Below are 24,734 nucleotides of genomic sequence, written 5' to 3'. Positions count from 1 at the left end.
CGGGCCGTCAGACCAGCAGCGAACGGTCCGTCGGGCGGATCGGGGCCGGCAGCTCGCTCGTGCCGGTCAGGAAACGGTCGACGCCGCGGGCGGCCGAACGGCCCTCCGCGATCGCCCACACGATGAGCGACTGACCGCGGCCCGCGTCACCGGCGACGTACACGCCGGGGACGTTGGTGCGGAAGTCGGCGTCGCGGGCGACGTTGCCGCGCGCGTCGAGCTCCAGACCGAACTGCTCCACCAGGCCGTTCTCCCGGTCGGTGCCGGTGAAGCCCATGGCGAGGGTGACCAGCTGGGCGGGGATCTTGCGCTCCGTGCCCGGCTTGGGGGTCAGCCTGCCGTCGACGAACTCGACCTCGCTGAGGTGCAGCCACTGGACGTTGCCGTCCTCGTCGCCCTCGAAGTGGGTGGTGGAGACGGAGTAGACCCGCTCGCCGCCCTCCTCGTGCGCGCTGGTGACCTTGTACAGCATCGGGAAGGTCGGCCACGGCTGGGAGACCGCGTCCCGCTCCTCGCCCGGGCGGGGCATGATCTCCAGCTGGGTGACCGAGGCCGCGCCCTGCCGGTGGGCGGTGCCCACGCAGTCGGCGCCGGTGTCGCCGCCGCCGATGACCACGACGTGCTTGCCCTCGGCCGAGATCGGGGGCGCCACGAAGTCGCCCTCCTGGACCTTGTTGGCCAGCGGCAGGTACTCCATCGCCTGGTACACGCCCTTGAGCTCACGGCCGGGGACCGGGAGGTCACGGGCGGTCGTGGCGCCGGCGGCGATGACGATGGCGTCGTAGCGCTTCTTCAGGTCGGTCGCCTTGAGGTCGCGGCCGATCTCGATCCCGGTACGGAAGCGGGTGCCCTCCGCGCGCATCTGCTCGATACGGCGGTTGATGTGCCGCTTCTCCATCTTGAACTCGGGGATGCCGTACCGGAGGAGGCCTCCGATGCGGTCCGCGCGCTCGTAGACGGCGACGGTGTGGCCGGCCCGGGTGAGCTGCTGGGCGGCGGCCAGGCCCGCGGGGCCCGAGCCGATGACCGCGACGGTCTTGCCGGACAGGCGCTCGGGGGCCTGCGGGGCGACGTCACCGGTCTCCCACGCCTTGTCGATGATCGAGACCTCGACGTTCTTGATGGTGACGGCCGGCTGGTTGATGCCCAGCACACACGCCGACTCGCACGGAGCGGGGCACAGCCGGCCCGTGAACTCCGGGAAGTTGTTCGTGGCGTGCAGGCGCTCGGAGGCCGCCGACCAGTCCTCGCGGTACGCGAAGTCGTTCCACTCGGGGATCAGGTTCCCCAGCGGACAGCCGTTGTGGCAGAACGGGATGCCGCAGTCCATGCAGCGGCCGGCCTGCTTGCTGATGATCGGCAGCAGCGAACCGGGGACGTAGACCTCGTTCCAGTCCTTCAGACGCACGTCGACCGGACGGGACTTGGCGACCTCACGGCCGTGGTTCAGGAAGCCCTTCGGGTCAGCCATTGGTCGCCGCCTCCATCATCTTCTCGGTGATCTCGGACTCGGAGAGTCCCGCCTGCTCGGCGGCGTCCTTGGCGGCGAGCACTGCCTTGTACGTGCTGGGGATGATCTTGCTGAAGCGCTCCGCGGCGGCGTCCCAGTCGGCGAGCAGCTTCGCGGCGACCGTGGAGCCGGTCTCCTCGGCGTGGCGGCGCACCACGTCGTGCAGCCACTGCTTGTCGGCCTCGCCGGGCGTCTCGACGGCGCCGAGGTTGCCCGGGTTGACGTTCTCGCGGTTCAGGTCGATCACGTAGGCGATGCCGCCCGACATGCCGGCCGCGAAGTTGCGGCCCGTCTCGCCGAGGACGACCGCGTGACCGCCGGTCATGTACTCGCAGCCGTGGTCGCCCACGCCCTCGGAGACGACCGTCGCGCCGGAGTTGCGGACGCAGAACCGCTCACCGGTGCGGCCGCGCAGGAACAGCTCGCCGCCGGTCGCACCGTAGGCGATGGTGTTGCCCGCGATCGTGGAGTACTCGGCGAGGTGGTCGGCGCCCCGGTCGGGACGGACGATCACCCGGCCCCCGGAGAGGCCCTTGCCGACGTAGTCGTTGGCGTCGCCCTCCAGGCGCAGCGTGACACCGCGCGGGAGGAAGGCGCCGAAGGACTGGCCGGCGGAACCGGTGAAGGTGATGTCGATGGTGTCCTCGGGCAGACCCGCGCCACCGAACTTCTTCGTCACCTCGTGGCCGAGCATGGTGCCGACCGTGCGGTTGATGTTGCGGATGGCGACCTGGGCGCGCACCGGCTGGGCGTCGGTCGCGGAGTCCGCGGCCAGGGCGTCGGCGGCGAGCTTGATCAGCTCGTTGTCGAGCGCCTTCTCCAGGCCGTGGTCCTGCGTGATGACCTGGTGCAGCGCGGCGCCCTCGGGCAGTGCGGGCACGTGGAACAGCGGGGCCAGGTTCAGGCCCTGTGCCTTCCAGTGGTCGACGGCGCGCTCGACGTCCAGCACCTCGGCGTGGCCGACGGCCTCCTCGATGGTGCGGAAGCCCAGCTCGGCGAGGATCTCGCGGACCTCTTCGGCGATGAACCTGAAGAAGTTCACGACGTACTCCGCCTTGCCGGCGAAGCGGTCGCGCAGCACCGGGTTCTGGGTGGCGATGCCGACCGGGCAGGTGTCGAGGTGGCAGACGCGCATCATGACGCAGCCGGAGACGACGAGCGGCGCGGTCGCGAAACCGAACTCCTCGGCGCCGAGCAGCGCGGCGATGATCACGTCACGGCCGGTCTTGAGCTGGCCGTCGGTCTGCACGACGATGCGGTCGCGCAGGCCGTTGAGCAGCAGCGTCTGCTGGGTCTCGGCGAGGCCGAGCTCCCAGGGGCCGCCCGCGTGCTTGAGCGAGGTGAGCGGGGAGGCGCCGGTGCCGCCGTCGTGGCCGGAGATGAGCACGACGTCCGCGTGCGCCTTGGAGACACCCGCGGCGACCGTGCCGACGCCGACCTCGGAGACCAGCTTCACGTGGATCCGCGCCTGCGGGTTCGCGTTCTTCAGGTCGTGGATCAGCTGGGCGAGGTCCTCGATGGAGTAGATGTCGTGGTGCGGCGGCGGGGAGATCAGGCCGACACCGGGGGTGCTGTGCCGGGTCTTGGCGACCCACGGGTAGACCTTGTGGCCGGGCAGCTGGCCGCCCTCGCCGGGCTTGGCGCCCTGGGCCATCTTGATCTGGATGTCGTCCGCGTTGACCAGGTACTCGGAGGTGACGCCGAAGCGGCCGGAGGCGACCTGCTTGATCGACGAGCGGCGCGCCGGGTCGTACAGCCGGTCCGCGTCCTCGCCGCCCTCACCGGTGTTGGACTTGCCGCCCAACTGGTTCATGGCGATGGCGAGGGTCTCGTGCGCCTCCTTGGAGATGGAGCCGTACGACATCGCGCCGGTGGAGAAGCGCTTGACGATCTCGTCGACGGACTCGACCTCGTCGATGGAGATCGGCTGCCGGTCCGACTTGAAGCCGAAGAGGCCGCGCAGCGTCATGAGGCGCTCGGACTGCTCGTTCACACGGTCCGTGTACTTCTTGAAGATGTCGTAGCTGGCCGTGCGCGTCGAGTGCTGGAGGCGGAAGACCGTCTCCGGGTCGAACAGGTGCGGCTCACCCTCGCGGCGCCACTGGTACTCGCCGCCTATGTCCAGGGCGCGGTGGGCCGGCGCGATGCCGCTGGCCGGGTACGCCTTGGCGTGCCGGGCGGCGACCTCCTTGGCGATGACGTCGATGCCGACGCCGCCGATCTTGGTGGCGGTGCCGTTGAAGTACTTCTCCACGAAGGCGTCGTCGAGACCGACGGCCTCGAAGACCTGGGCGCCGCGGTAGGAGGCGACGGTCGAGATGCCCATCTTGGACATGACCTTCAGGACGCCCTTGCCGAGCGCGTATATCAGGTTGCGGATCGCCTGCTCGGGCTCCAGGCCGTTGATGAAGGTGCCCGCGCGCAGCAGGTCCTCGACGGACTCCATCGCCAGGTACGGGTTGACGGCGGCGGCGCCGAAGCCGATCAGCAGGGCGACGTGGTGGACCTCGCGGACGTCGCCGGCCTCGACCAGCAGGCCCACCTCGGTGCGCTGCTTGGTGCGGATGAGGTGGTGGTGGACGGCCGCGGTGAGCAGCAGCGACGGGATGGGGGCGTGCTCGGCGTCCGAGTGTCGGTCCGACAGGACGATGAGGCGTGCGCCGTTCTCGATGGCCGCGTCGGCCTCGGCGCAGATCTCCTCGATGCGTGCGGCGAGCGCGTCACCGCCGCCGTGCACCCGGTACAGGCCGGAGAGCGTGGCGGCCTTGAAGCCGGGCATGTCGCCGTCGGCGTTGATGTGGATGAGCTTGGCCAGCTCGTCGTTGTCGATGACCGGGAATGGCAGGGTGACCGTGCGGCACGACGCGGCGCTCGGCTCGAGCAGGTTGCCCTGCGGGCCGAGGGAGGAGCGCAGCGAGGTGACGAGCTCCTCGCGGATCGCGTCCAGCGGCGGGTTGGTGACCTGCGCGAACAGCTGGGTGAAGTAGTCGAACAGCAGTCGCGGGCGCGCGGAGAGCGCGGCGATCGGCGAGTCCGTGCCCATGGAACCGAGCGGTTCGCCTGCGGTCTTGGCCATCGGCGCGAGGATGACGCGCAGCTCTTCCTCGGTGTAGCCGAAGGTCTGCTGGCGGCGGGTGACCGAGGCGTGCGTGTGCACGATGTGCTCGCGCTCGGGCAGGTCGACCAGTTCGATCTCGCCGGCCTCCAGCCACTCGGCATAGGGCTTCTCGGCGGCGAGCTGCGCCTTGATCTCGTCGTCCTCGATGATGCGGTGCTCGGCCGTGTCGACGAGGAACATCCGGCCGGGCTGGAGGCGGCCCTTGCGGACGACCTTCGCGGGGTCGATGTCGAGGACGCCGACCTCGGAGCCGAGGACGACGAGGCCGTCGTCGGTGACCCAGTAGCGGCCGGGGCGCAGACCGTTGCGGTCGAGCACGGCGCCGACCTGGGTGCCGTCGGTGAAGGTGACACAGGCCGGGCCGTCCCAGGGCTCCATCATCGTGGAGTGGAACTCGTAGAAGGCGCGCCGGGCCGGGTCCATGGAGTCGTGGTTCTCCCACGCCTCCGGGATCATCATCAGCACGGAGTGGGGCAGCGAGCGGCCACCGAGGTGGAGCAGCTCGAGCACCTCGTCGAAGGACGCCGAGTCGGAGGCGTCCGGCGTACACACCGGGAAGATCCGCTCGATGGACTTCTCGTCCTTGCCGAACAGGTCGGAGACGAGCTGCGACTCGCGGGCGGTCATCCAGTTGCGGTTGCCCTTGACGGTGTTGATCTCACCGTTGTGCGCGACGAAGCGGTACGGGTGCGCGAGCGGCCACGACGGGAAGGTGTTCGTCGAGAAGCGCGAGTGGACGAGCGACACGGCCGAGGCGAAGCGGCGGTCGGACAGGTCCGGGAAGAAGGGCTCGAGCTGGCCGGTGGTCAGCATGCCCTTGTAGACGATCGTCCGGGCGGACAGCGACGGGAAGTAGACGCCGGCCTCGCGCTCGGCGCGCTTGCGCAGCACGAACGCCTTGCGGTCGAGGTCGATGCCCGTGCTGGCGTTGTCCGTCACGAAGATCTGGCGGAAGGCCGGCATCGTCGAGCGGGCGGTGGCGCCGAGCAGCCCGGGGGCGACCGGGACCTCGCGCCAGCCGAGGACGGTGAGGCCCTCGTCGGCGGCGATCGTGTCGATCCGTGAGACGGCGTCCTGGAGGCCGTCCTCGGGGAGGAAGGCGATACCGACGGCGTAGCCACCGGCCTCGGGGAGCGCGAATCCGGCGACCTCGCGGAAGAAGGCGTCCGGGACCTGGGTCAGGATGCCCGCGCCGTCGCCGGAGTCCGGCTCGGAGCCGGTGGCGCCGCGGTGTTCGAGGTTGCGCAGAACGGTGAGCGCCTGCTCGACCAGCGTGTGGCTCGCCTCGCCGGTGAGGTTCGCCACGAAGCCGACGCCACAGGCGTCGTGCTCGTTGCGGGGGTCGTACATACCCTGCGCAGCAGGGCGAGCATCCATGAAGGACCAGTTCTGGCCATTCGCGGAATGCTGGGACGGCTGGCGCGGCGTACGCATCGGCTCTCCCGTCGTCGTCTCAAGTGGCATGTCTGCTGGCGAAGGGACGACGTTGGCCCTCTGCGTAACGCAAAATTTCGTGCAGGTTACATGATGGAGCGGTTCTCGGGAACCGGATACTCCGTTCCAGCATGCGGACGCCACGGAGTCGCGAGGGGGGTGTCGCGCACGTGGCTGGAAGTATGTGGGGACCGGACGGGACGTGATCGATCTGATCGGAGTCCGCCGGGCCGGAAGGCGAGGGGGGAGCGGCGTCGTTCACCCCGCAAGTGCGCCGGAGGCGTCATTGCCCACAGCGCTTACGGCTCATGCCCGCTGGTTAAGCATTCGAAACCAGCCGGTAACGACTATTTATGCGGCCCAACGCATACATAGCATCCGCCCTATCCTACGGCCGTTCCGAACAAGCCGCCCAGGGCGTACGTCACACCGGCCGCCGCACCACCGAGGGCGAGCTGCCGCAGCCCGCTGAACCACCAGGTCCGCGCGGTCACCCGGGCCACCACGGCCCCGCAGCCGAACAGACCGAACAGGGCCAGCAGCACGGCCGGCCACAGCGAGGCGGCCCCGAGCAGGTAGGGCAGCACGGGCAGCAGCGCGCCCAGCGCGAAGGACCCGAAGCTCGACACGGCGGCGACCAGCGGCGAGGGCAGGTCGGAGGGATCGATGCCCAGCTCCTCACGGGCGTGGATCTCCAGGGCCTGCTCGGGGTCGCGCGACAGCTGGTGGGCGACCTCGCGGGCCAGCGCCGGCTCGACGCCCCGGGCCTCGTACAACGCGGCGAGCTCGGCCTCTTCATCCTTGGGGTGCTTCCTCAGCTCCCGCCGCTCGACGTCGAGTTCGGCCTCGACGAGCTCGCGCTGCGAGGCGACGGAGGTGTATTCGCCGGCGGCCATCGAGAAGGCGCCGGCGGCGAGACCGGCCAGGCCGGTGATGACGACGGTCTGCTGCGTCACCGACCCCCCGGCGACACCGGTCATCAGGGCGAGGTTGGAGACCAGGCCGTCCATCGCGCCGAAGACGGCGGGCCGCAGCCAGCCCCCGCTGACATCCCGGTGGGTGTGGTTGTCACGGTGCGCCTCGTGGAGCGCGGCTTCGGTCTCGATGATGGCCATGAGATCCCCCAGATGGTGTTTCGGGCACTTCGGGTGCTTCGGGTGCGACGGGTGCTACGGAGAGGCTCAGCAAGCTGAGGCAAGGCTAAGTTTAGATTGATTCCACTTTTCGACACACTGAAGATACGCCGGAGAATTCCCGTCCGCCAGCAAGGAAAGGCTGCGCTAACCTGCGGCTTTACCCTCGAATGCTCATACGATCGCAAGCCCGCACAGATGTCGACCGGGTGACATGAAGGCTCCCGAGGCTGAGGTCAACCGCCGATGGTGGGACACATCCGCAAAGGGCTCCGCGCCCCGTGCGGACCCCCTCAGGAGAGGCCCCGTATGGCATCGACCGTCTGCATCCCCTCGGTTCCGGCGCCGGGGGACGCCGCCGCACTCCGCGAACGGGCCCGCGGAGCCCTGCTCGGCCTGGCCGTGGGAGACGCCCTGGGCGCCCCGGCGGAGAACATGAAGCCCTCCGAGATCCGCGCCCGCTGGGGCCGCATCACGGGCTACGTCGCCGACCGGCCGGCCGGTACCGACGACACCGAGTACGCGATCTTCTCCGGCCTGCTGCTGGCCCGCCACGGCTCCGCACTCACCCCGGCCCATGTCGAGGCGGCCTGGCACCAGTGGATCGCCGACCTCGACGAGGGACCCTTCCGCGGTGCGGGCTTCAGCGAACGCGGCACCCTGGAGAACCTCCGCCGGGGCCTGGCCGCGCCCATCTCGGCGCAGCACCGGCACGCGTGGAGCGACGGCCTGGCGATGCGCGCGGCCCCCTTCGGCGTCTTCGCCGCCGGCCGCCCGGCGGAAGCGGCCCGGCTGGTCGCGATCGACGGCGCGGTGAGCCACGACGGCGAGGGCATCTACGGCGGCCAGGCGGTCGCGGCGGGAGTGGCGGCGGCGATGGCGGGAGCGCCGGCGATGGCGGTGGTGGCCTCCGCCCTGGCCGTGGTCCCCGAGGACTCCTGGACGGCGCGCTCCCTGCGCCGGGCGGTGGCGGTGGCCCACCGGGGCGAACGGGCGGTCCGCTCCGCCGTCGTCATCGGCGGCTATCCCTGGACCGACCTCGCCCCCGAAGCCGTCGCCCTGGCCTTCGGCGCGTACGCGGCAGCCGACGGCGATTTCCGCGAAGCCGTTCTCACAGCGGTGAACATGGGCCGCGACGCGGACACCACCGCGGCGGTGGCGGGCGCGCTGGCCGGTGCGACGAGGGGGGCGTCGGCGATCCCTGCGGAGTGGGCGGCGGCGATCGGCCCGGCGCGCGGCAGCTGTCTGCCGTCCATGGCGGGCCACCACGTGCTGGATGTGGCGGAGTTGCTGGTGCCGGGCGAGGGCGGCAAATGGGGCGAGGGCATGGTCGTCGAGGAACTCGTACCGAACCTGATCACCCTCGGCCGCTGCACCCTGCCGGACCCGACCGCCTTCACCCTGGCGGCCAACGACGCCACGGAGGCGAGCACATGAGACCGCCCGCACCGTGGGACGAGGGAGCAACAGGCACGGACTCCGTCGGCACCCCGACGACCACCCCACCCACACCGAACCCGCACACACCGAAGACCACAGCGAACCCGCACACGCCGCCGACCACGGCGAAGCCGGATGCACCCACGACCGCCACGCCTTCCCCACCCACCACGGCGAAGCCACCCACGCTGGAGGCGAAGCCGCACACACCCACGCCCGCCGCCCCCACCACGGCGAAGCCGCACACGCTGGAGGCGAAGCCGCACACACCCACGCCCGCCGCCCCCACCACGGCGAAGCCGCCCACACCCACACCCTCCCCACCCACCACGGCGAAGCCGCACACGCTAGAGGCGAAGCCGCACACACCCACGCCCGCCGCCCCCACCACGGCGAAGCCGCCCACACCCACACCCTCCCCACCCACCACGGCGAAGCCGCACGCGCTGGAGGTCGTCGACGGCGAGGACGCCCTGTGGGGGCCACCCGCACCCGACGACGAGAGCCGCACAGGAGGTGCGGGTGGGAACCACACGGCCGAGGGCGAAGCCCGGGCCGAGGAACCCGCTCTCCCCCGGAGGCCCCGCGCCGAGGGCGAAGCCGAGGCCGGGACACCCCCCCACCCGCAGGACGCGCACCGCATCGAGGGCCTTCTGCTGGGCCTGGCCGCGGGCGACGCCGCCGGCTGGCCCGCGGCCCGCCACAGGGCCGCCCGCATGCCGGAGTGGACCCGCCGCCTCACCCGCGAGCTCGACACCTTCGCCGAACACAACGCGACGACCACCCTCCCCGTCCCCATCGCCCTCAACCAGCCCCCGGAGCCGCTGCGCCTCGGCCCCTCCGACGACGCCGAGTGGGCGGCCTTCGCGGCGGAGGCCGTCCTGCGCGCCGGGGACGACAGCGCCCTCGGCGACCTCAGCCGGGAACGCCGGATGCGCGCCGCCATCGACCTCACCTGGAACGCCGTCGCCTGCGAGGTCGCGGCGGCCGCCGACCGCGCGCCCGAGGTCGAGTCCGCCGTCCTCCCCCTGCGCGCCCGTATCTCCGTCCGCGCCGGACTCGGCAACCTCGCGGCCGGACTGCGACCTCCCGCCACCGGCCACGACAACCCGCACTACTTCGACGACGCCGCCTGTATGCGGGCCTGCGTCCTGGCGGTGGCCCACCCCGGCGACCCCCGAGGGGCGGCCGAGCTCGCCGAGTTCGACGCCCGCTACACCCAGGACGGCGACGGCGTGCACGGTGCCCGCGCCATGGCGGCGGCTGTCGCCCTGGCCCTCGTCGGCGCCGGCCCCGAGGCCTGTGTGACGGCGGCGCTCGCCGAACTCCCCGCGCACACGGAGATCGGCCGCAACGCCCGGCACGCCCTCGCGCTGACCCGCGAGGCCGACAGCGCCTTCGCGCTCGTTCCGCTCCTGGAACACCAGATCGTCGACCACGTCTACAGCTACGGGATCGCCGCGGCGGAGACCGTCCCGGTGGCCCTGGCGCTGGTGACCGGGTCCGGCGGCCGGATCCGCGAAGCGGTTCCGGCGGCGGCCTGTCTCTCCAGGGTCGCCGACTCGGCCCCCGCCCTGGCGGGCGCGCTGACCGGCGCGTTGGGCGGCTGCTCCGCGATCCCGGCCTCCTGGCGGGACAGCTGCCGCACCCTCTCCGGCTGCGTACTGCCCCGGCTCACCGGGACCGACCTGGTGGAACTCGCCGGACTCCTGGAAGCCGCACAACCGGCCCCACCAGGTGGATGATTCGGGCATGAAGCCCAGAACGCAACAAAACACCGGACCCGCCCTGGAAGAGCGCATCACTGCCGCCCTCGTCGGCGCGGCCGTCGGCGACGCCCTCGGCGGTCCCGTCGAGGGCTACTCCCCCGAGCAGATCCTCCAGCGCCACGGCAGCCGCGTCCACGGGATCGTCGGCCCCTGGAACGGCGACGACTGGCGCACCGCCCGCCCTCTCGCCCCCTACCACAAGGGCGACGGACACGTCACCGACGACACCTTGATGACCCACGCGCTGATCAGGGTCTACGCCACGGTCCGCGATCACCTGGACGCCTACGCGATCGCCGACCACCTGGTCCCCGACCTCTTGACGACACCGCGCTGGATCCCGGAGCTCGAGGCGGAGGCACTTCCCCTCCACCGGATCTTCCTGGCGGAGAAATGGCTGGTGACCCGGCTCCACTACGGCCATGTCGACCCGCGGGAGGCAGGCGTCGGCAACATCGTCAACTGCGGTGCGGCGATGTACATGGCCCCGGTGGGCCTGGTCAACGCGGCCAACCCGGCGGGCGCGTACGCCGAGGCGCTGGACATCGCGGGCGCCCACCAGTCGTCGTACGGCCGGGAGGCGGCGGGAGTCTTCGCGGCGGCGGTGGCCGCCGCCTGTGCGCCGGGCGCGACGACGCAGACCGTCGTCGCGGCGTGTCTGGAGCTGGCCCGGGACGGCACCCGCACGGCGATCGAGAAGGTCTGCGAAACGGCGACCCGGTACACCGACTTCGAGTCCGCGCTGGTCCCGCTGCGGGAGGCGTTGACGCCGTACGACACGGTGGGGCCCGACTACCGCCGGCCCTCACTGGCCGCCCGCCGCCCCTCCCGCCTGCATGCGATCGAGGAACTGCCCGTCGCCCTCGGAATGTTGCTGGTGGCCGACGGCGACTACCGGCAGGCGGTCCTGGGCGCGGTCAACTACGGCCGCGACTGCGACTCGATCGCGACGATGGCGGGCGCGGTGGCGGGGGCCCTCGGCTCACCGGTCCCCGACGACTGGGCCAAGCAGGTCGCGGACGCCAGCCGCCTCGACCTCTGGCAGCCCGCGGCGGCACTCGCCGAGGTCACCCGGGAGATGTTCGACCGCGACGTCCGCCTGCGCCGCGCGCACGAGCAGGCGTTCTCCGCACTCGGAGGCCCGCGGTGCTCCGACTGACCTGGGTCCAGCCCGAGGACCTCCTCGGTCACGAACTGCGCCAGGCAGCCGAGGACGGCCGTGAGCCCTGGGCGATCGCCGCGCGCTGGAAAGCGGCCGGCGGCTGCGAGGCGCCGGTCAGGGCGGGCGCGTCCCCCCAGCCCGCCTCGCGCTACCTGCGCCTCCTCGCGGAGGACCTGATGGACGAACTGGCCGACCTGCCCAGCCGGTTGACGGAACACGAGCCGACCGACCTGGGCAGGATCAGGGCCCTGTGCCCGCAGTGGCCGGACCGGCCGGCCGGCGCCCACCCGGCGGCCCCCGCCCCGGCCGCCCTGGAAGCGGCCTGGCTGGGCCGGGCCGCCGGCTGCCTGCTGGGCAAACCGGTCGAGAAACTGCCGCTGGACGCCGTCCGTGAACTCGCCCGGGCCACCGGCAACTGGCCGCTCAGCCAGTACTTCACCGCTCGGGGAGTCCCTCGGCCCCTCCTCGAGGCTCACCCCTGGAACCGCCGCTCGGCGACCACCTCCCTCGCGGAGAACATCGACGGCATGCCCGAGGACGACGACCTCAACTACCCGCTCCTCAACCTCCTGCTGCTGCAACGCCATGGCAGGGACTTCACCACCGCGGACGTGGCCGGGCTCTGGCTCGACGAACTCCCGGCGGGACGCACCTTCACCGCCGAACGCGTCGCCCTGCGCAACCTCCTGTGCGGCATCGAACCCCCGCTCACCGCCCGCCACCGCAACCCCTTCCGCGAGTGGATCGGCGCCCTCATCCGCGCCGACGTCCACGGCTGGACCAACCCCGGGGACCCGGCGGCGGCTGCCGAGCAGGCCCACCGCGACGCCACCCTCACGCACACCGCGAGCGGCGTCCACGCGGCGATGTTCACGGCGGCCACCATCGCCACGGCGGCGACCGGCGCCCAGGACGTCCACGCCTGTCTGCGCGCCGGCCTGACCGTCGTCCCGCCCCGCTCCCGCCTCGCGCTGGCCGTCACCCACGCCGTCCGGCTCGCGGCGGAACACCCCGACTTCGACACCGTGGTGGACGAACTCCACGCCACCCACAGGGGATACCACTGGGTCCACGCCGTCCCCAACACCGCCCTGCTCGCCGCCGCCCTCACCCACGCGGACGGCGACTTCACCGGCTCCATCGGCCGTGCGGTGTCCGGCGGCCTGGACACCGACTCGGTCGGCGCGACGGCCGGCGGGATCGCCGCCCTGCTCACCGGCGACCCGGCCGCCCTCCCCGACCGCTGGACGGCTCCCCTCAAGAACCGCCTGGCCACCTCGGTCGCCGACCTCAACGGCGTCGGCTTCGACGCCCTGGCCCACCTCACCTGGTCCCTCACCCACCGGGAGGCTTCCCGCCCATGACCGACATCGTCGTGCCCGGCGGCACGGACACGGACCTCGTCGCCCGCCCCGAGCAGCCCCCGCGGCCCGGGCGGAGCGGGACGCGACGGCGGTGCCGCACGATCCCCGGCGGCAGGCGCGCCGCCCGGGCGCTCACCGCCGCCCGTCCGGGCGCCACCGCCTCGACGCCCTCCCGCTCCGAGACCGGGACGGCGTGCGCGTCATGACCGAGAAGACCCCTCCCCTGCACGGTGTCCGCGTCCTCGACCTGGCCACCCTCTTCGCCGGCCCCCTCGCCGCCACCATGCTCGGCGACTTCGGCGCGGAGGTCGTCAAGGTCGAGCACCCCACCCGGCCGGACCCTTCCCGGGGCCACGGCCCGTCGAAGGACGGCGTGGGCCTCTGGTGGAAACTCCTCGGCCGCAACAAGCGGACCATCACCCTCGACCTCTCCAAGCCCGGCGGCCGCGCCACACTGCTGCGGCTGGCCGCCACTGCCGACGTGATCATCGAGAACTTCCGCCCCGGCACCCTGGAGAAGTGGGACCTCGGCTGGGACGCGCTGTCGGCGGCCAACCCCGGTCTCGTCCTCGCCCGGGTCACCGCCTTCGGTCAGTTCGGCCCCTACGCACACCGCCCCGGCTTCGGCACCCTCGCCGAGGCGATGAGCGGGTTCGCGGCGATCACCGGAGAACCGGACGCGTCCCCGACCCTCCCGCCCTTCGGCCTGGCCGACTCGATCGCCGGCCTGGCCACCGCCTACGCCGTCATGACGGCCCTCGCCGCGCGCGACCGCACCGGCGAGGGGCAGGTCGTCGACATGGCGATCATCGAGCCCATCCTCACCGTCCTCGGCCCCCAGCCGCTCTGGTACGACCAGCTGGGATACGTCCAGGCCCGCACCGGCAACCGGTCGGCCAACAACGCTCCGCGCAACACCTACCGCACGGCCGACGGCGGCTGGGTCGCCGTCTCCACGTCCGCCCAGTCGGTCGCGGAGCGCGTGCTGCGCCTGGTCGGCCGACCCGAGCTGATCGAGGAGCCCTGGTTCGCGACCGGCGCCGACCGGGCCGCCCACGCCGACCTCCTCGACGAGGCGGTCGGCGGCTGGATCGCCGCCCGCGACCGCACCGAGGTGCTCGCCGCCTTCGAGAAGGCGGAGGCGGCGATCGCCCCGGTCCAGGACGTGCGGGACGTGATGACGGACCCCCAGTACCAGGCGCTCGACACGATCACCGCGGTCGACGATCCGGAACTGGGCCGGATCCGCATGCAGAACGTCCTCTTCCGGCTCTCCTCCACCCCCGGCGCGATCCGCTGGACCGGCCGCCCGCACGGCGCCGACACAGAGGCGGTCCTGACCGAACTGGGCCTGACCCCGGCCGAGCTGACCTCCCTGCGCGAGGCGGGCGCCCTGTGAACAAGACCCCTCTGACCTGGCTCTACGTCCCCGGCGACCGCCCGGAGACCGTCACCAAGGCCCTCGCCTGCGGCGCCGACGTCGTGATCGTCGACCTGGAGGACGCGGTCGCCCCGGACCGCAAGGAGTACGCCCGCACGGCCACCGCCGAACGCCTGGGCGAGCCCCAGCCGGTCCCGGTGCACGTCCGGGTGAACGCCCTGGACAGCCCGTTCGCCGCTGAGGACCTCCGCACGGTGGCCGCCCTCCCCGGGGTCTCCGCGCTGCGCCTGCCGAAAGTGACGTCCCCGCACCAGGTCACCCGCGTCGCCGAGAGCATCCCGCCCGCGGACCGTGGAGCCACCCCCCTCCACGCCCTCCTGGAGACGGCACTCGGCATCGAACACGCCTACGCCATCGCCCGCGCCCACCCCTCCCTGCGCGGAATCGCCCTCGGCGAGGCGGATTTGCGGGCCGACCTGGGCGTCCGCGACGACGCCGGCCTCGACTGGTCCCGCGCCCGGGTCGTGGTCGCCGCCCGGGCCGCCGGCCTGGCGCCCCCGCCGCAGTCGGTCCACCCCGACATCCGCGACCTGGAGGGCCTGGCCACCAGCTGCGCCCGAGGCCGTACCCTCGGCTTCCTGGGCCGCGCCGCCATCCACCCCCGCCAGCTGCCGATCATCGAGCAGGCCTACCTGCCCACCCGGCAGGAACTGGAGGAGGCCGAGACGATCGTGAAGGCGGCGGCCACGGACCAGGGCGCCCAGGCGCTCCCGGACGGCCGGTTCATCGACGCGGCCGTGGTGGCGGCTGCCCGGCGCACCCTTTCCCTGGCGGCCCGCGGAGGCTGAGGCCTCCCTGCCCGCCCCCACACGACGAGGGCGCCCGGGGTGACCCCGGGCGCCCTCGTCGTCGTACGGCCTGCGGCCGTCAGCCCTTCTTGCCGGCCGACCCTGCTTCGTCCCTGGCCTCGGCCTTGGCCCCGCCGGGTTCCTCGGCCTCGCGCTGCCCGTCCGCGTCGGCCCTGACCGTGGCTGTGGCGTCGGCGGCGGCCTTGACCTCGGCCGCCGCCTCGGCGGCGCCGTCGGCCCTGGCGCCCCCGGCGCGCTTCACGTCGGCGCCGGACTTCGCCCCGGCGTCCGTCGCGGCATCGGACTTCACGTCGGACTCGGCCTTCGTGCCGGTCTCGACCTTCGTGCCGGTCTCGGCCTTCGTGCCGGTCTCGGCCTTCGCTTCGCCGTCGTCCTTCGGATCACCCTCGGCGTCGGACTTCGCGTCGCCGTCGGCCTCGCTCTTCGACGCGTCCTTCGACGTGCCCTCGTCGGCGCCCTCGGCCTCCGTCCCGCCGCCGGAGGCATCCGCGCCCGGCTCGACCACGGCCTCGCGCCCCGGCCGCTTCTTCGCCGAGATCACGAAGTAGGTCACCGCGAGCAGGAACACGACCAGCGCGGTCCAGTCGTTCAGCCGCAGGCCGAGGATGTGGTGGGCGTCGTCGACCCGCATGTACTCGATCCACGCGCGGCCCACGCAGTACGCGGCGACGTACAGCGCGAAGACCCGCCCGTGCCCCAGCTTGAAGCGGCGGTCGGCCCAGATGACGAGGAGGGCGACGGCGACGCACCACAGCGACTCGTACAGGAACGTCGGCTGGTAGTAGCCGGGTACCCGGCCGTCCGCCGAGGAGGTGATGTGCAGGGCCCAGGGGAGGTCGGTCTCCTTGCCGTACAGCTCCTGGTTGAACCAGTTGCCCCAGCGGCCGATCGCCTGGGCGAGCGCGATGCCGGGCGCGATGGCGTCGGCGTACGCGGGCAGTGCGATGCCCCGGCGGCGGCAGCCGATCCACGCGCCCACCGCTCCGAGCGCGATCGCGCCCCAGATACCGAGGCCGCCCTCCCAGACCTTGAAGGCGTCCACCCAGTCACGGCCCTCGCTGAAGTACAGCTCGTAGTCCGTGATCACGTGATAGAGCCGGCCGCCGACCAGGCCGAAGGGCACCGCCCAGACGGCGATGTCGGCCACCGTGCCGGTCTGCCCGCCACGGGCGACCCAGCGCCTGTTGCCGAGCCAGACCGCGACGAAGACGCCGATGATGATGCAGAACGCGTAGCCGCGCAGCGGAACGGGGCCGAGATACAGCACCCCGTGCGACGGGCTGGGAATGTAGGCAAGTTCCATGGCAGGGTCGACGCTACCGTGCCGGACCGGGCCGACGGCAGGCAGCCCGGCTACGGCTCCATAACGGGCGGCAGTGAGGGGCCGCCGGCCCCGGTCACCCCTTGTCGGCCTCCTCCACCATCTTCTTCAGCTTCGCCGGCGTCATCGACTGGTCCGCGTAGATGTTCTTGCCGTTGAAGAGCACGGTGGGAGTACCGCCGAAATGGCCGTTCTGGAAGGCCTGGTTGGACTTCGCGACCCAGCTGTTGTGGGTGCCGTCCTCTACACAGGTACGGAACGCGGGCGTGTCGAGGCCGTCCACCTTGGCAGCGAGCCCGAGGAGCTTGCCGTTCTCGGCGAAGGCGTCGTCCGTCTCCTCCGGCTGGTTCTCGTACAGCACGTCGTGGTAGGCGGGGAACTTCCCGGCGTCCTGCGCGCAGGCCGCCGCGTTGGCCGCGTTACGGGAGCCGCTGCCGCCCATGTTGCCGTCGATGAGGGTCGCCAGGTGGTACTCGACCCTGAGCTTCCCGGCGTCCGTCAGTTCGTGGATCGTGGGGCGGTACGCCGTCTCGAAGGCCTTGCAGGCCGGGCAGCGGAAGTCCTCCCACACCGTGAGCGTGGACGTGGCGCCGTCCTTGCCGACGGGGATCGCGAGCGCGTCCTGGCCCTGGGCCCCCGAGGGCGCCACGACCGGGCCCGCCTTGTCGCTGCTGTCGTCCTTTCCGGAGTTCGCGGCGACCACTCCGATCACCGCCGCCAGGCCCAGGACGCAGAGGACGCTGGAGGCGACGATCAGCGTCCGCCGACGCCGCTCCACGGCCTTCTGTTTCTCTCGCTCGACCGCCAGCCGCTCCCTGGCGGTGCGCTTTCCCGCACGATTCTTCTCGCTCACACCCCCAGAACGAACCGGGGAGGCGCATTGCGCCTCCCCGGTCCCAGGTCCACCCGTTCGAGTGACCCATGGACATCTCCGCGGAAATGTCCCGCTCTGTTCCTCTTGTCCTGGCTACGCCTGTCGGCGTACGCCCCTCGCCAGCTCACCCGCGAGTGCGCGCACCGCCTCGACGCCGGCCGCGTCGTCGGGCGCGTCCAGCATCCGCTTGACGAAGGCCGAGCCGACGATCACGCCGTCGGCGAAGGCGGCCACCTCCGCGGCCTGGGCCGCGTCGGAGACGCCGAGGCCGACGCAGACGGGCAGACCGGTGCCGGTGGCCCTGGTCCGCTCGACCAGGTCCTGGGCCTGGGTGCCCACCGACTCACGGGTGCCGGTCACGCCCATCAGCGAGGCGGCGTAGACGAAGCCGCTGCCCGCCTCGGTGATCTGCGCGAGCCGCGCGTCCTGGCTGCTCGGCGCCACGACGAAGACCGTCGCGAGACCGTGCTTGTGCGCGTGTTCCCTCCACAGCGCCGACTCCTGGACCGGCAGGTCGGGCAGGATGCAGCCCGCTCCGCCCGCCTCGGCCAGTTCGGCGGTGAAGCGCTCGACGCCGTAGCGGTCGATCGGGTTCCAGTACGTCATGACGAGGACCGGCTTCCCGGTGGCCTCGAAGGCCTCCCGGACCGTCCGCATGACGTCCGCGATCCGCACCCCGCCGCGCAGGGCGATGTCGTCGGCGGTCTGGATGACCGGGCCGTCGAGAACGGGGTCGCTGTGCGGCAGACCGACCTCGACGACATCCGCGCCGCCGTCGAAGACGGCCTTGATCGCCTCGATGCCGCCGTCCACGGTCGGGAAACCGGCCGGGAGGTAAGCGATGAGAGCGGCGCGGTCCTGCGCCTTGGCGGCGGCAAGGGTGTCCGACAGCAGCCTGCTGTTCCCACCGGTGAATGCGGCCCCGCTCACTTGGCGTCCCCCTCGATCTCGGCGGTGTCCGCCGCGTTGGCGGCGACCTCGCCGTCGGTGTCGTACAGGCCGAAGTAGCGGGCGGCCGTGTCCATGTCCTTGTCGCCGCGACCCGACAGGTTGACGACGATCAGCCCGTCCTTGCCGAGTTCCTTGCCGAGCTCCAGGGCTCCGGCCAGCGCGTGCGCGCTCTCGATGGCGGGGATGATGCCCTCGGTGCGCGACAGCAGACGCAGCGCCTGCATCGCCGCGTCGTCGGTGACCGCGCGGTACTCGCCGCGGCCGGTGTCCTTGAGGTAGGAGTGCTCGGGGCCGATGCCCGGGTAGTCCAGACCCGCGGAGATGGAGTACGGCTCGGTGATCTGACCCTCGTCGTCCTGGAGGACGTAAGAGCGTGAGCCGTGCAGGATGCCGGGCTCGCCCGCGGTCAGGGTCGCCGCGTGCTCGCCTGTCTCGATGCCGTGACCGGCCGGTTCGCAGCCGACGAGCCGGACGCCGGCGTCCGGGATGAAGGCGTGGAAGAGGCCGATGGCGTTGGAGCCGCCGCCGACGCAGGCGACGGCCGCGTCGGGCAGGCGTCCGGCGCGCTCCAGGATCTGGCGGCGGGCCTCGACGCCGATGACCCGGTGGAAGTCACGGACCATGGCCGGGAAGGGGTGGGGCCCCGCGACCGTGCCGAAGAGGTAGTGCGTGCGGTCGACGTTGGCGACCCAGTCGCGGAACGCCTCGTTGATGGCGTCCTTCAGGGTGCGGCTGCCGGACTTCACGGCGACGACCTCGGCGCCCAGCATGCGCATGCGGGCCACGTTGAGGGCCTGCCGCTGGGTGTCGATCTCGCCCATGTAGATGGTGCACTCGAGCCCGAAGAGGGCGCAGGCGGTGGCCGTCGCCACGCCGTGCTGTCCGGCGCCGGTCTCGGCGATCACGCGCGTCTTGCCCATCCGCCTGGTGAGCAGCGCCTGACCGAGCACGTTGTTGATCTTGTGGGAGCCGGTGTGGTTCAGGTCCTCGCGCTTGAGGAAGACCCGGGCGCCGCCGGCGTGTTCGGCGAACCGGGGCACCTCGGTGAGGGAGCTGGGGCGGCCGGTGTAGTGCACGAGCAGGTCGTCGAGTTCGCGGGCGAACTCCGGGTCGTGCTTGGCCTTGTCGTACTCGACGGCGACCTCGTCCACGGCGGCGACGAGGGCCTCCGGGATGAACTTGCCGCCGAACGCGCCGAAGTAGCCTTCGGCGCTGGGGACCAGACCCTCGGGGTCGGGAATGAAGAACTCGCTGGGCATGCGGAAACCTCACGGTGAGACGGTGTGGGTGAACACGAATCGCCGTGGGGGCGGGGTCTGTCAGACGGCCGCGGGCCGTCCGTGGCCGGTCGCGCTCACGCGGCGAAGCCGCATGGCCGACCGAGCCCCGCGCCCCTGGCGGGGCGCCGCTGCCATCGCATGCCGTTCACCTGGCCCGGCTCGTCGCCGATGACGTACCGGACCCGGCGGCCGTGCACCCTGCGGGCGGGCGCGCGGCAGCCCCGCGGGCGGCAGCCGCGCGCCAGGCGGGCGTACCGGTCCGTGATCGTCCCGGGCGTCGTCGGAGTCATCGGGGCAAGCCTAGCGGGGTCTCAGCCCCGGCCGTGGCGCAGTGCGGGGTGCTCGCCCGCCGCCACCAGGTCGGCCACCGCCGTCTTCGGGTCGCGGCCCGTGACCAGGGACTCTCCGACCAGGACCGCGTCGGCGCCGGCGTTGGCGTACGCGATCAGGTCGTGCGGGCCCCGGACGCCGGACTCGGCGACCTTGACGACATGGGCGGGGATCTCGGGGGCGACCCGGTCGAAGGTCCCCCGGTCCACCTCGAGGGTCTTCAGGTTGCGCGCGTTGACGCCGATGACCTTGGCGCCCGCGTCGACGGCGCGCTCCACCTCGTCCTCGTCGTGGACCTCGACGAGCGGGGTGAGGCCGATGGAGACGGCACGCTCGATCAGCGACTCCAGGGCCGACTGCTCGAGGGCGGCCACGATCAGCAGCGCGAGGTCGGCGCCGTACGCGCGGGCCTCCCACAGCTGGTACGAGGTGACGATGAAGTCCTTGCGCAGCACGGGGATGTCCACCCGGGCGCGGACCGCTTCGAGGTCGGCGAGGGAGCCGCCGAAGCGGCGCTCCTCGGTGAGGACGGAGATGACGGCCGCACCGCCCGCCTCGTAGTCCGCGGCCAGTCCGGCCGGGTCGGCGATCGCGGCCAGCGCGCCCTTGGAGGGGCTGGAGCGCTTGACCTCGCAGATGACCTTGACGCCGTCGCCCCGGAGCGCGGCCACCCCGTCCTTGGGGGCGGAGGCCTTCGCCGCGCGCTCCTTGAGCTCGTCGAGGCTGACGCGCGCCTGCCGCTCCGCGAGGTCGGCACGGACTCCGTCGATGATCTCGTCGAGCACACTCACGCGAGCGGCCCCCTTTCAGACGGCTGACAGGCGGTTGACAGTTCCAGCGACCAGGGAGAAACCGTTGGTCACTGCGATGGTATCCGGAGGAAGGCGAAGGCCTCGCATCCGGTTGACGGCGGCCGCTCCCCCGCTCTCGAACAAGCTTCGCATGCCCGGGCGGGCGGCGCCCCATAGTGGACGTTCACCGGTTGATCAAGGATGCAGCCAGCCACCGAACGGCAGGTTCCGGACAACCGTGAAGACCAGCAGGAACGCGCCCAGGGTCCACAGTCGCACCGGGGTGAGTTCCATGCGCGCGGGGCGTCCGCGGGCCGCGCGGACCACCCAGACGGTCCACACCACCGCGAAGCCCAGGAAGCCGACGACGGCCATCGCGTTGTCGTGCAGGGCGGCGGCGAGGTCCCCGTGCACGAAGGCGTGCGCGCTGCGCAGGCCGCCGCAGCCCGGGCAGTACAGGCCCGTGACGCGCAGCAGGGGGCAGACCGGGTAGTGGCCGGGCTCGTTGGGGTCGACGGTCCCGACGTACGCGAAGGCCCCGGCGACGGCCGCGAGGATCCCGGCGGGCACCGCGAGCCGTCCGCGCACGGTGTCCGGGCTGGTGCGGGGGGCCGGGGGCGTCACCCGTCGGCTGTCGGCGTTCACGCCTCGCATTGTGCCCCGCGGGGGCGCCACGCGCGCGTGAGGGGCGGCCGGTGTGCACCGGCCGCCCCTCACGGGTGTCCTGCTGAGGTCGTGGGGGCTCAGCCCTCGGCGCCCGCCGGCTCGCGAGCGGCCGTGACCTGGTGCACGGGGTGGGCCTCCCGCGGCATGCCGAGGCCCATCGCGCGCATGATGCCTCCGACGACACCGCCGAGCGCCACGATCGCCATGCCGGCCCAGAAGCCGATCGGCTCGGCCATCACCATGAACGCGCCCGCGACGGCGAAACCGATGAAGGCGATGGTGACACCGGTCCAGGCGGCCGGGGTGTGTCCGTGGCTGCTGCCCGCCATGACTTGCTCCTCATTGCTGTCTCTGTGTCCGTCCGAGCCGGACGTTCCTGGTCCATTGTCCCGTACCCGTGCACGTCCCGGACGCGGGGGTGGCTTCCGGTCGCGTCTGATTCACCACACCGGGAGCCGCCCGGCCGCGCAGGCGCGGACCCGTGCCGGAGACGGACCGTCGACGGTGGGTGACGCGCTGTTCAGGCCGGACCCGCGCCGGTCGGGTCCTCGCCCCGGTCGAGGGCCTTCCACATGTCCTCGGGCCGGTCCGGGTCGACGGGCCTGGCCGCGCGCCGGGGCCGCGGGGTGCCGTCGCGTTCGTAGCGGCCGGACATGGCGGGCCACAGGCGGCCGTAGCGCAGGGCGAGCAGGCCGGCCAGGAGGATCAGGGCGCCTCCCGCGGCCGCGGCGTAGGGCCAGGCGGTGTGGCTGAACGAGGCGACGGTCGCCGAGGTGTCGCCGGAGGCGCGCGCGGCCTGCTCGTCGAGCGCTGAGCCGTCGGAGGCGCCGAGCAGGGCGGCGGTCAGGATGCCGGCGCCGGAGAGCGCGAGGAGGGCGGAGACCGCGAAGCGGCCGGCCTTGCGGACGGCGAACACGGCGACGAGCGCGGCGAGGGCCGCTATGGCGAGCGCCGCGGGCACGCCCGTGACGTCGCTGCCCCTGGCGGTGAGCGGGAAGGCGCCGCCGGCCACCGTGGCCGTGCCCTCCGACCAGCGCTGCCGGGTGGACAGCAGGGTCACGGCCGAGCCCAGCGCGCCGAACAGCAGGGCGAGCGCGAGGCTCCGGCGGCCGGACCCGGCGGGGGCGGCTTCGGATCGAGGGTGCGGTACGGCAGTCACGTACTCCACTATCGCCTGAACCCCGGGCGAACCGGCACCCGGGGTTCACGTGAGACGCGTCCTACTTGTGGACGGGCACGCCGGCCGGCCGTCCGGAAACGCCGTGCTCGGCCAGTCGGTTGGCGGTGTGCACCGCGCGCAGGACCGCCGCCGCCTTGTTGCGGCACTCCTGGTCCTCGGCGACCGGGTCGGAGTCGGCGACGATGCCCGCGCCGGCCTGGACGTAGGCGGTGCCGTCGCGCAGGAGGGCCGTACGGATGGCGATGGCGGTGTCGGAGTCGCCCGCGAAGTCCAGGTAGCCCACGCAGCCGCCGTACAGACCGCGGCGGGACGGCTCCAGTTCGTCGATGATCTGCATGGCGCGCGGCTTGGGGGCGCCGGAGAGGGTGCCGGCCGGGAAGCAGGCGGTGAGGACGTCGAAGGCGGTGCGGCCGGCCGCGACCTTCCCGGTGACGGTCGAGACGATGTGCATCACGTGCGAGTACCGCTCGACGGACATGAAGTCGACGACCTCGACCGAGCCCGGTTCGCAGACCCGGCCGAGGTCGTTGCGGCCGAGGTCGACGAGCATGAGGTGCTCGGCGCGCTCCTTGGGGTCGGCGAGCAGTTCGTCGGCGAGGGCCTGGTCCTCCTGCGGGGTGGCCCCGCGGTGCCGGGTGCCGGCGATGGGGTGGACCATCGCGTGGCCGTCCTCGACCTTGACCAGGGCTTCCGGGGAGGAGCCGACGACGTCGAAGCCGTCGAGGCGGAAGAGGTACATGTACGGGGACGGGTTCGTCGCGCGCAGCACCCGGTACACGTCCAGCGCGCTCGCCGTGCACGCCGTCTCGAAGCGCTGCGAGGGGACGACCTGGAAGGCCTCGCCGGCCCGGATGCGCTCCTTGATGTCCTCGACGGCCTCCCGGAAGTCCGGGCCGCCCCACAGGGCGCTGTACTCGGGGAGTTCGGAGGGCGGCAGGACGGCCGGGGGCTGGGCGACCGGGCGGGAGAGGTCGGCCTCCATGGCGTCCAGCCGGGCCGTCGCGTCCGCGTAGGCCTCGTCGACGCCCGTGTCGAGGTCGTTGTGGTTGATCGCGTTGGCGATCAGCAGGACCGAACCCTCCCAGTGGTCCATGACGGCCAGGTCGCTGGTCAGGAGCATGGTCAGCTCGGGCAGCTTCAGGTCGTCGCGCTCGCCGGGGCCGATCTTCTCCAGACGGCGGACGATGTCGTAGCCCAGGTAGCCGACCATGCCGCCGGTGAAGGGCGGCAGACCGTCCTCGTGGGGGGTGTGGAGGGTCTCGACGGTGGCGCGCAGGGCGGCGAGCGGATCGCCGTCGACCGGGACGCCGACGGGCGGGGTGCCGAGCCAGTGGGCCCGGCCGTCGAGCGCGGTGAGGGTGGCGGCGGAGCGGACGCCCACGAAGGAGTACCGGGACCATTGAAATGCCGTGCGGCCGTTCTCCGCGGACTCCAGCAGGAAGGTGCCGGTGCGCTCGGCGGCGAGCTTGCGGTACAGCGCGACCGGGGTGTCGCCGTCGGCGAGGAGCTTGCGGGTGACCGGAATGACGCGGCGGTCGGTGGCCAGCTTGCGGAACGTCTCGAGGTCCATGGCGGCTGACCTTACTGATCCGTGGCGGGTACGCCGGAATCGGCGTCCGGGGCCGGTACGACGGCCAGCACGTCGGCGTCGAAGCAGGTGCGCGCGCCGGTGTGGCAGGCGGCGCCCACCTGGTCGACCTTGACGAGCAGGGTGTCGGCGTCGCAGTCGAGGGCGACGGACCTGACCCACTGGAAGTGGCCGGAGGTGTCGCCCTTGACCCAGTACTCGCGGCGGCTGCGCGACCAGTAGGTGCAGCGGCCGGTGGTGAGGGTGCGGTGCAGCGCCTCGTCGTCCATCCAGCCGAGCATGAGCACCTCACCGGTGTCGTACTGCTGGGCGATGGCGGGGACCAGGCCGTCGGCGCTGCGCTTGAGGCGCGCGGCGATCTCGGGGTCGAGGCGGCCGGCGGGGGAGGCGGAACCGTGGGGCGAAGCGCCTGACCGGGGAGTGGGGGTCTGGCGGCGGGCGGACGGCGTGCTGGTCATGTCCGCCATTGTGCCGCGCGCCACCGGCGGTGACGGGTCGTGTCCACCGATCGGAAGGAGCGGCGCGAGGGGCTTCGGTGGGTGGCGGTGGCGGGGCGACGGGTGGGCGGAGCCG

At 72.6% G+C, this 24,734-nt stretch carries 21 protein-coding genes; 7 read left to right on the top strand and 14 right to left on the bottom strand.

The window, feature by feature from the left end:
- Positions 1-7: 7 nt before the first annotated feature.
- The 3 genes from OHS71_RS30360 to OHS71_RS30350 form a co-directional block, all read right to left on the bottom strand.
- Positions 8-1,471, bottom strand: a complete 1,464-nt coding sequence (locus OHS71_RS30360; RefSeq protein ID WP_328482514.1) for a glutamate synthase subunit beta — start codon at positions 1,469-1,471, stop codon at positions 8-10.
- Positions 1,464-6,062 carry a glutamate synthase large subunit gene (gltB, locus tag OHS71_RS30355; RefSeq protein ID WP_328482513.1) on the bottom strand — a complete coding sequence of 1,533 codons (4,599 nt, stop codon included), beginning with the start codon at positions 6,060-6,062 and terminating at the stop codon, positions 1,464-1,466. The genes OHS71_RS30360 and gltB overlap by 8 nt, the downstream gene beginning before the upstream one ends.
- Before the next feature lie 383 nt (positions 6,063-6,445).
- A complete protein-coding gene (locus OHS71_RS30350; protein WP_328482512.1) occupies positions 6,446-7,177 on the bottom strand; it encodes a VIT1/CCC1 transporter family protein in 732 nt (243 codons plus the stop codon).
- A gap of 327 nt (positions 7,178-7,504) precedes the next feature.
- Here OHS71_RS30350 and OHS71_RS30345 point away from each other — a divergent pair, with 327 nt between their 5' ends.
- The 7 genes from OHS71_RS30345 to OHS71_RS30315 all read left to right on the top strand — a co-directional run bounded on the left by OHS71_RS30345 (position 7,505) and on the right by OHS71_RS30315 (position 15,159).
- Positions 7,505-8,632: an ADP-ribosylglycohydrolase family protein gene (locus tag OHS71_RS30345; RefSeq protein WP_328482511.1), complete on the top strand. Its 1,128-nt coding sequence runs from the start codon at positions 7,505-7,507 to the stop codon at positions 8,630-8,632.
- A gap of 251 nt (positions 8,633-8,883) precedes the next feature.
- Positions 8,884-10,380, top strand: a complete 1,497-nt coding sequence (locus OHS71_RS30340; RefSeq protein ID WP_443047178.1) for an ADP-ribosylglycohydrolase family protein — start codon at positions 8,884-8,886, stop codon at positions 10,378-10,380.
- Between the two features lie 7 nt (positions 10,381-10,387).
- On the top strand, positions 10,388-11,563 hold the full coding sequence (locus OHS71_RS30335; RefSeq protein WP_328482510.1) for an ADP-ribosylglycohydrolase family protein: 1,176 nt from the start codon (positions 10,388-10,390) through the stop codon (positions 11,561-11,563).
- Positions 11,551-12,930 (top strand): ADP-ribosylglycohydrolase family protein, encoded by a 1,380-nt coding sequence (locus OHS71_RS30330; protein WP_328482509.1) that lies wholly within the window; start codon positions 11,551-11,553, stop codon positions 12,928-12,930. The genes OHS71_RS30335 and OHS71_RS30330 overlap by 13 nt, the downstream gene beginning before the upstream one ends.
- Positions 12,927-13,136: a hypothetical protein gene (locus tag OHS71_RS30325; RefSeq protein WP_328482508.1), complete on the top strand. Its 210-nt coding sequence runs from the start codon at positions 12,927-12,929 to the stop codon at positions 13,134-13,136. Before OHS71_RS30330 ends, OHS71_RS30325 begins: the two co-directional genes overlap by 4 nt.
- Complete coding sequence (locus tag OHS71_RS30320; RefSeq protein WP_328482507.1) at positions 13,133-14,329, top strand: CaiB/BaiF CoA transferase family protein; 1,197 nt, start codon at positions 13,133-13,135, stop codon at positions 14,327-14,329. Before OHS71_RS30325 ends, OHS71_RS30320 begins: the two co-directional genes overlap by 4 nt.
- Entirely contained in the window at positions 14,326-15,159 is an 834-nt protein-coding gene (locus OHS71_RS30315) for an HpcH/HpaI aldolase/citrate lyase family protein (RefSeq protein ID WP_328482506.1), read from the top strand. Before OHS71_RS30320 ends, OHS71_RS30315 begins: the two co-directional genes overlap by 4 nt.
- A 79-nt stretch (positions 15,160-15,238) precedes the next feature.
- On the opposite strand, the gene lgt is transcribed toward OHS71_RS30315, so the two are convergent.
- From lgt to hisI, 11 genes are all read right to left on the bottom strand, one after another.
- Positions 15,239-16,483, bottom strand: a complete 1,245-nt coding sequence (gene lgt / locus OHS71_RS30310; protein WP_328482505.1) for a prolipoprotein diacylglyceryl transferase — start codon at positions 16,481-16,483, stop codon at positions 15,239-15,241.
- 94 nt (positions 16,484-16,577) lie between these two features.
- A complete protein-coding gene (locus tag OHS71_RS30305) occupies positions 16,578-17,354 on the bottom strand; it encodes a DsbA family protein (RefSeq protein WP_328482504.1) in 777 nt (258 codons plus the stop codon).
- Between the two features lie 114 nt (positions 17,355-17,468).
- A complete protein-coding gene (gene trpA, locus OHS71_RS30300) occupies positions 17,469-18,305 on the bottom strand; it encodes a tryptophan synthase subunit alpha (RefSeq protein ID WP_328482503.1) in 837 nt (278 codons plus the stop codon).
- Positions 18,302-19,585: a tryptophan synthase subunit beta gene (trpB, locus tag OHS71_RS30295; RefSeq protein WP_328482502.1), complete on the bottom strand. Its 1,284-nt coding sequence runs from the start codon at positions 19,583-19,585 to the stop codon at positions 18,302-18,304. Before trpB ends, trpA begins: the two co-directional genes overlap by 4 nt.
- Positions 19,586-19,680: 95 nt before the next feature.
- Positions 19,681-19,896, bottom strand: a complete 216-nt coding sequence (gene trpM / locus OHS71_RS30290) for a tryptophan biosynthesis modulator TrpM (RefSeq protein ID WP_328482501.1) — start codon at positions 19,894-19,896, stop codon at positions 19,681-19,683.
- Positions 19,897-19,917: 21 nt separating this feature from the next.
- On the bottom strand, positions 19,918-20,727 hold the full coding sequence (gene trpC / locus OHS71_RS30285) for an indole-3-glycerol phosphate synthase TrpC (protein ID WP_328482500.1): 810 nt from the start codon (positions 20,725-20,727) through the stop codon (positions 19,918-19,920).
- A 195-nt stretch (positions 20,728-20,922) separates the two neighbouring features.
- A complete protein-coding gene (locus OHS71_RS30280; protein ID WP_328482499.1) occupies positions 20,923-21,381 on the bottom strand; it encodes a DUF2752 domain-containing protein in 459 nt (152 codons plus the stop codon).
- Between the two features lie 89 nt (positions 21,382-21,470).
- Positions 21,471-21,722, bottom strand: coding sequence for an HGxxPAAW family protein (locus OHS71_RS30275; protein WP_328482498.1), 252 nt, complete (start codon positions 21,720-21,722; stop codon positions 21,471-21,473).
- A 191-nt stretch (positions 21,723-21,913) separates the two neighbouring features.
- Positions 21,914-22,561, bottom strand: coding sequence for a TIGR02234 family membrane protein (locus OHS71_RS30270; RefSeq protein ID WP_328482497.1), 648 nt, complete (start codon positions 22,559-22,561; stop codon positions 21,914-21,916).
- A gap of 52 nt (positions 22,562-22,613) precedes the next feature.
- Positions 22,614-24,143, bottom strand: coding sequence for an anthranilate synthase component I (locus OHS71_RS30265; RefSeq protein WP_328482496.1), 1,530 nt, complete (start codon positions 24,141-24,143; stop codon positions 22,614-22,616).
- 11 nt (positions 24,144-24,154) lie between these two features.
- On the bottom strand, positions 24,155-24,619 hold the full coding sequence (gene hisI / locus OHS71_RS30260) for a phosphoribosyl-AMP cyclohydrolase (RefSeq protein ID WP_328482495.1): 465 nt from the start codon (positions 24,617-24,619) through the stop codon (positions 24,155-24,157).
- Positions 24,620-24,734: the final 115 nt, after the last annotated feature.

The organism is Streptomyces sp. NBC_00377, from assembly GCF_036075115.1.
Classification (GTDB): Bacteria; Actinomycetota; Actinomycetes; order Streptomycetales; family Streptomycetaceae; genus Streptomyces.
Note: the sequence above shows the minus strand (reverse complement) of the source record. Positions and strands in the feature narration are given on the sequence as shown.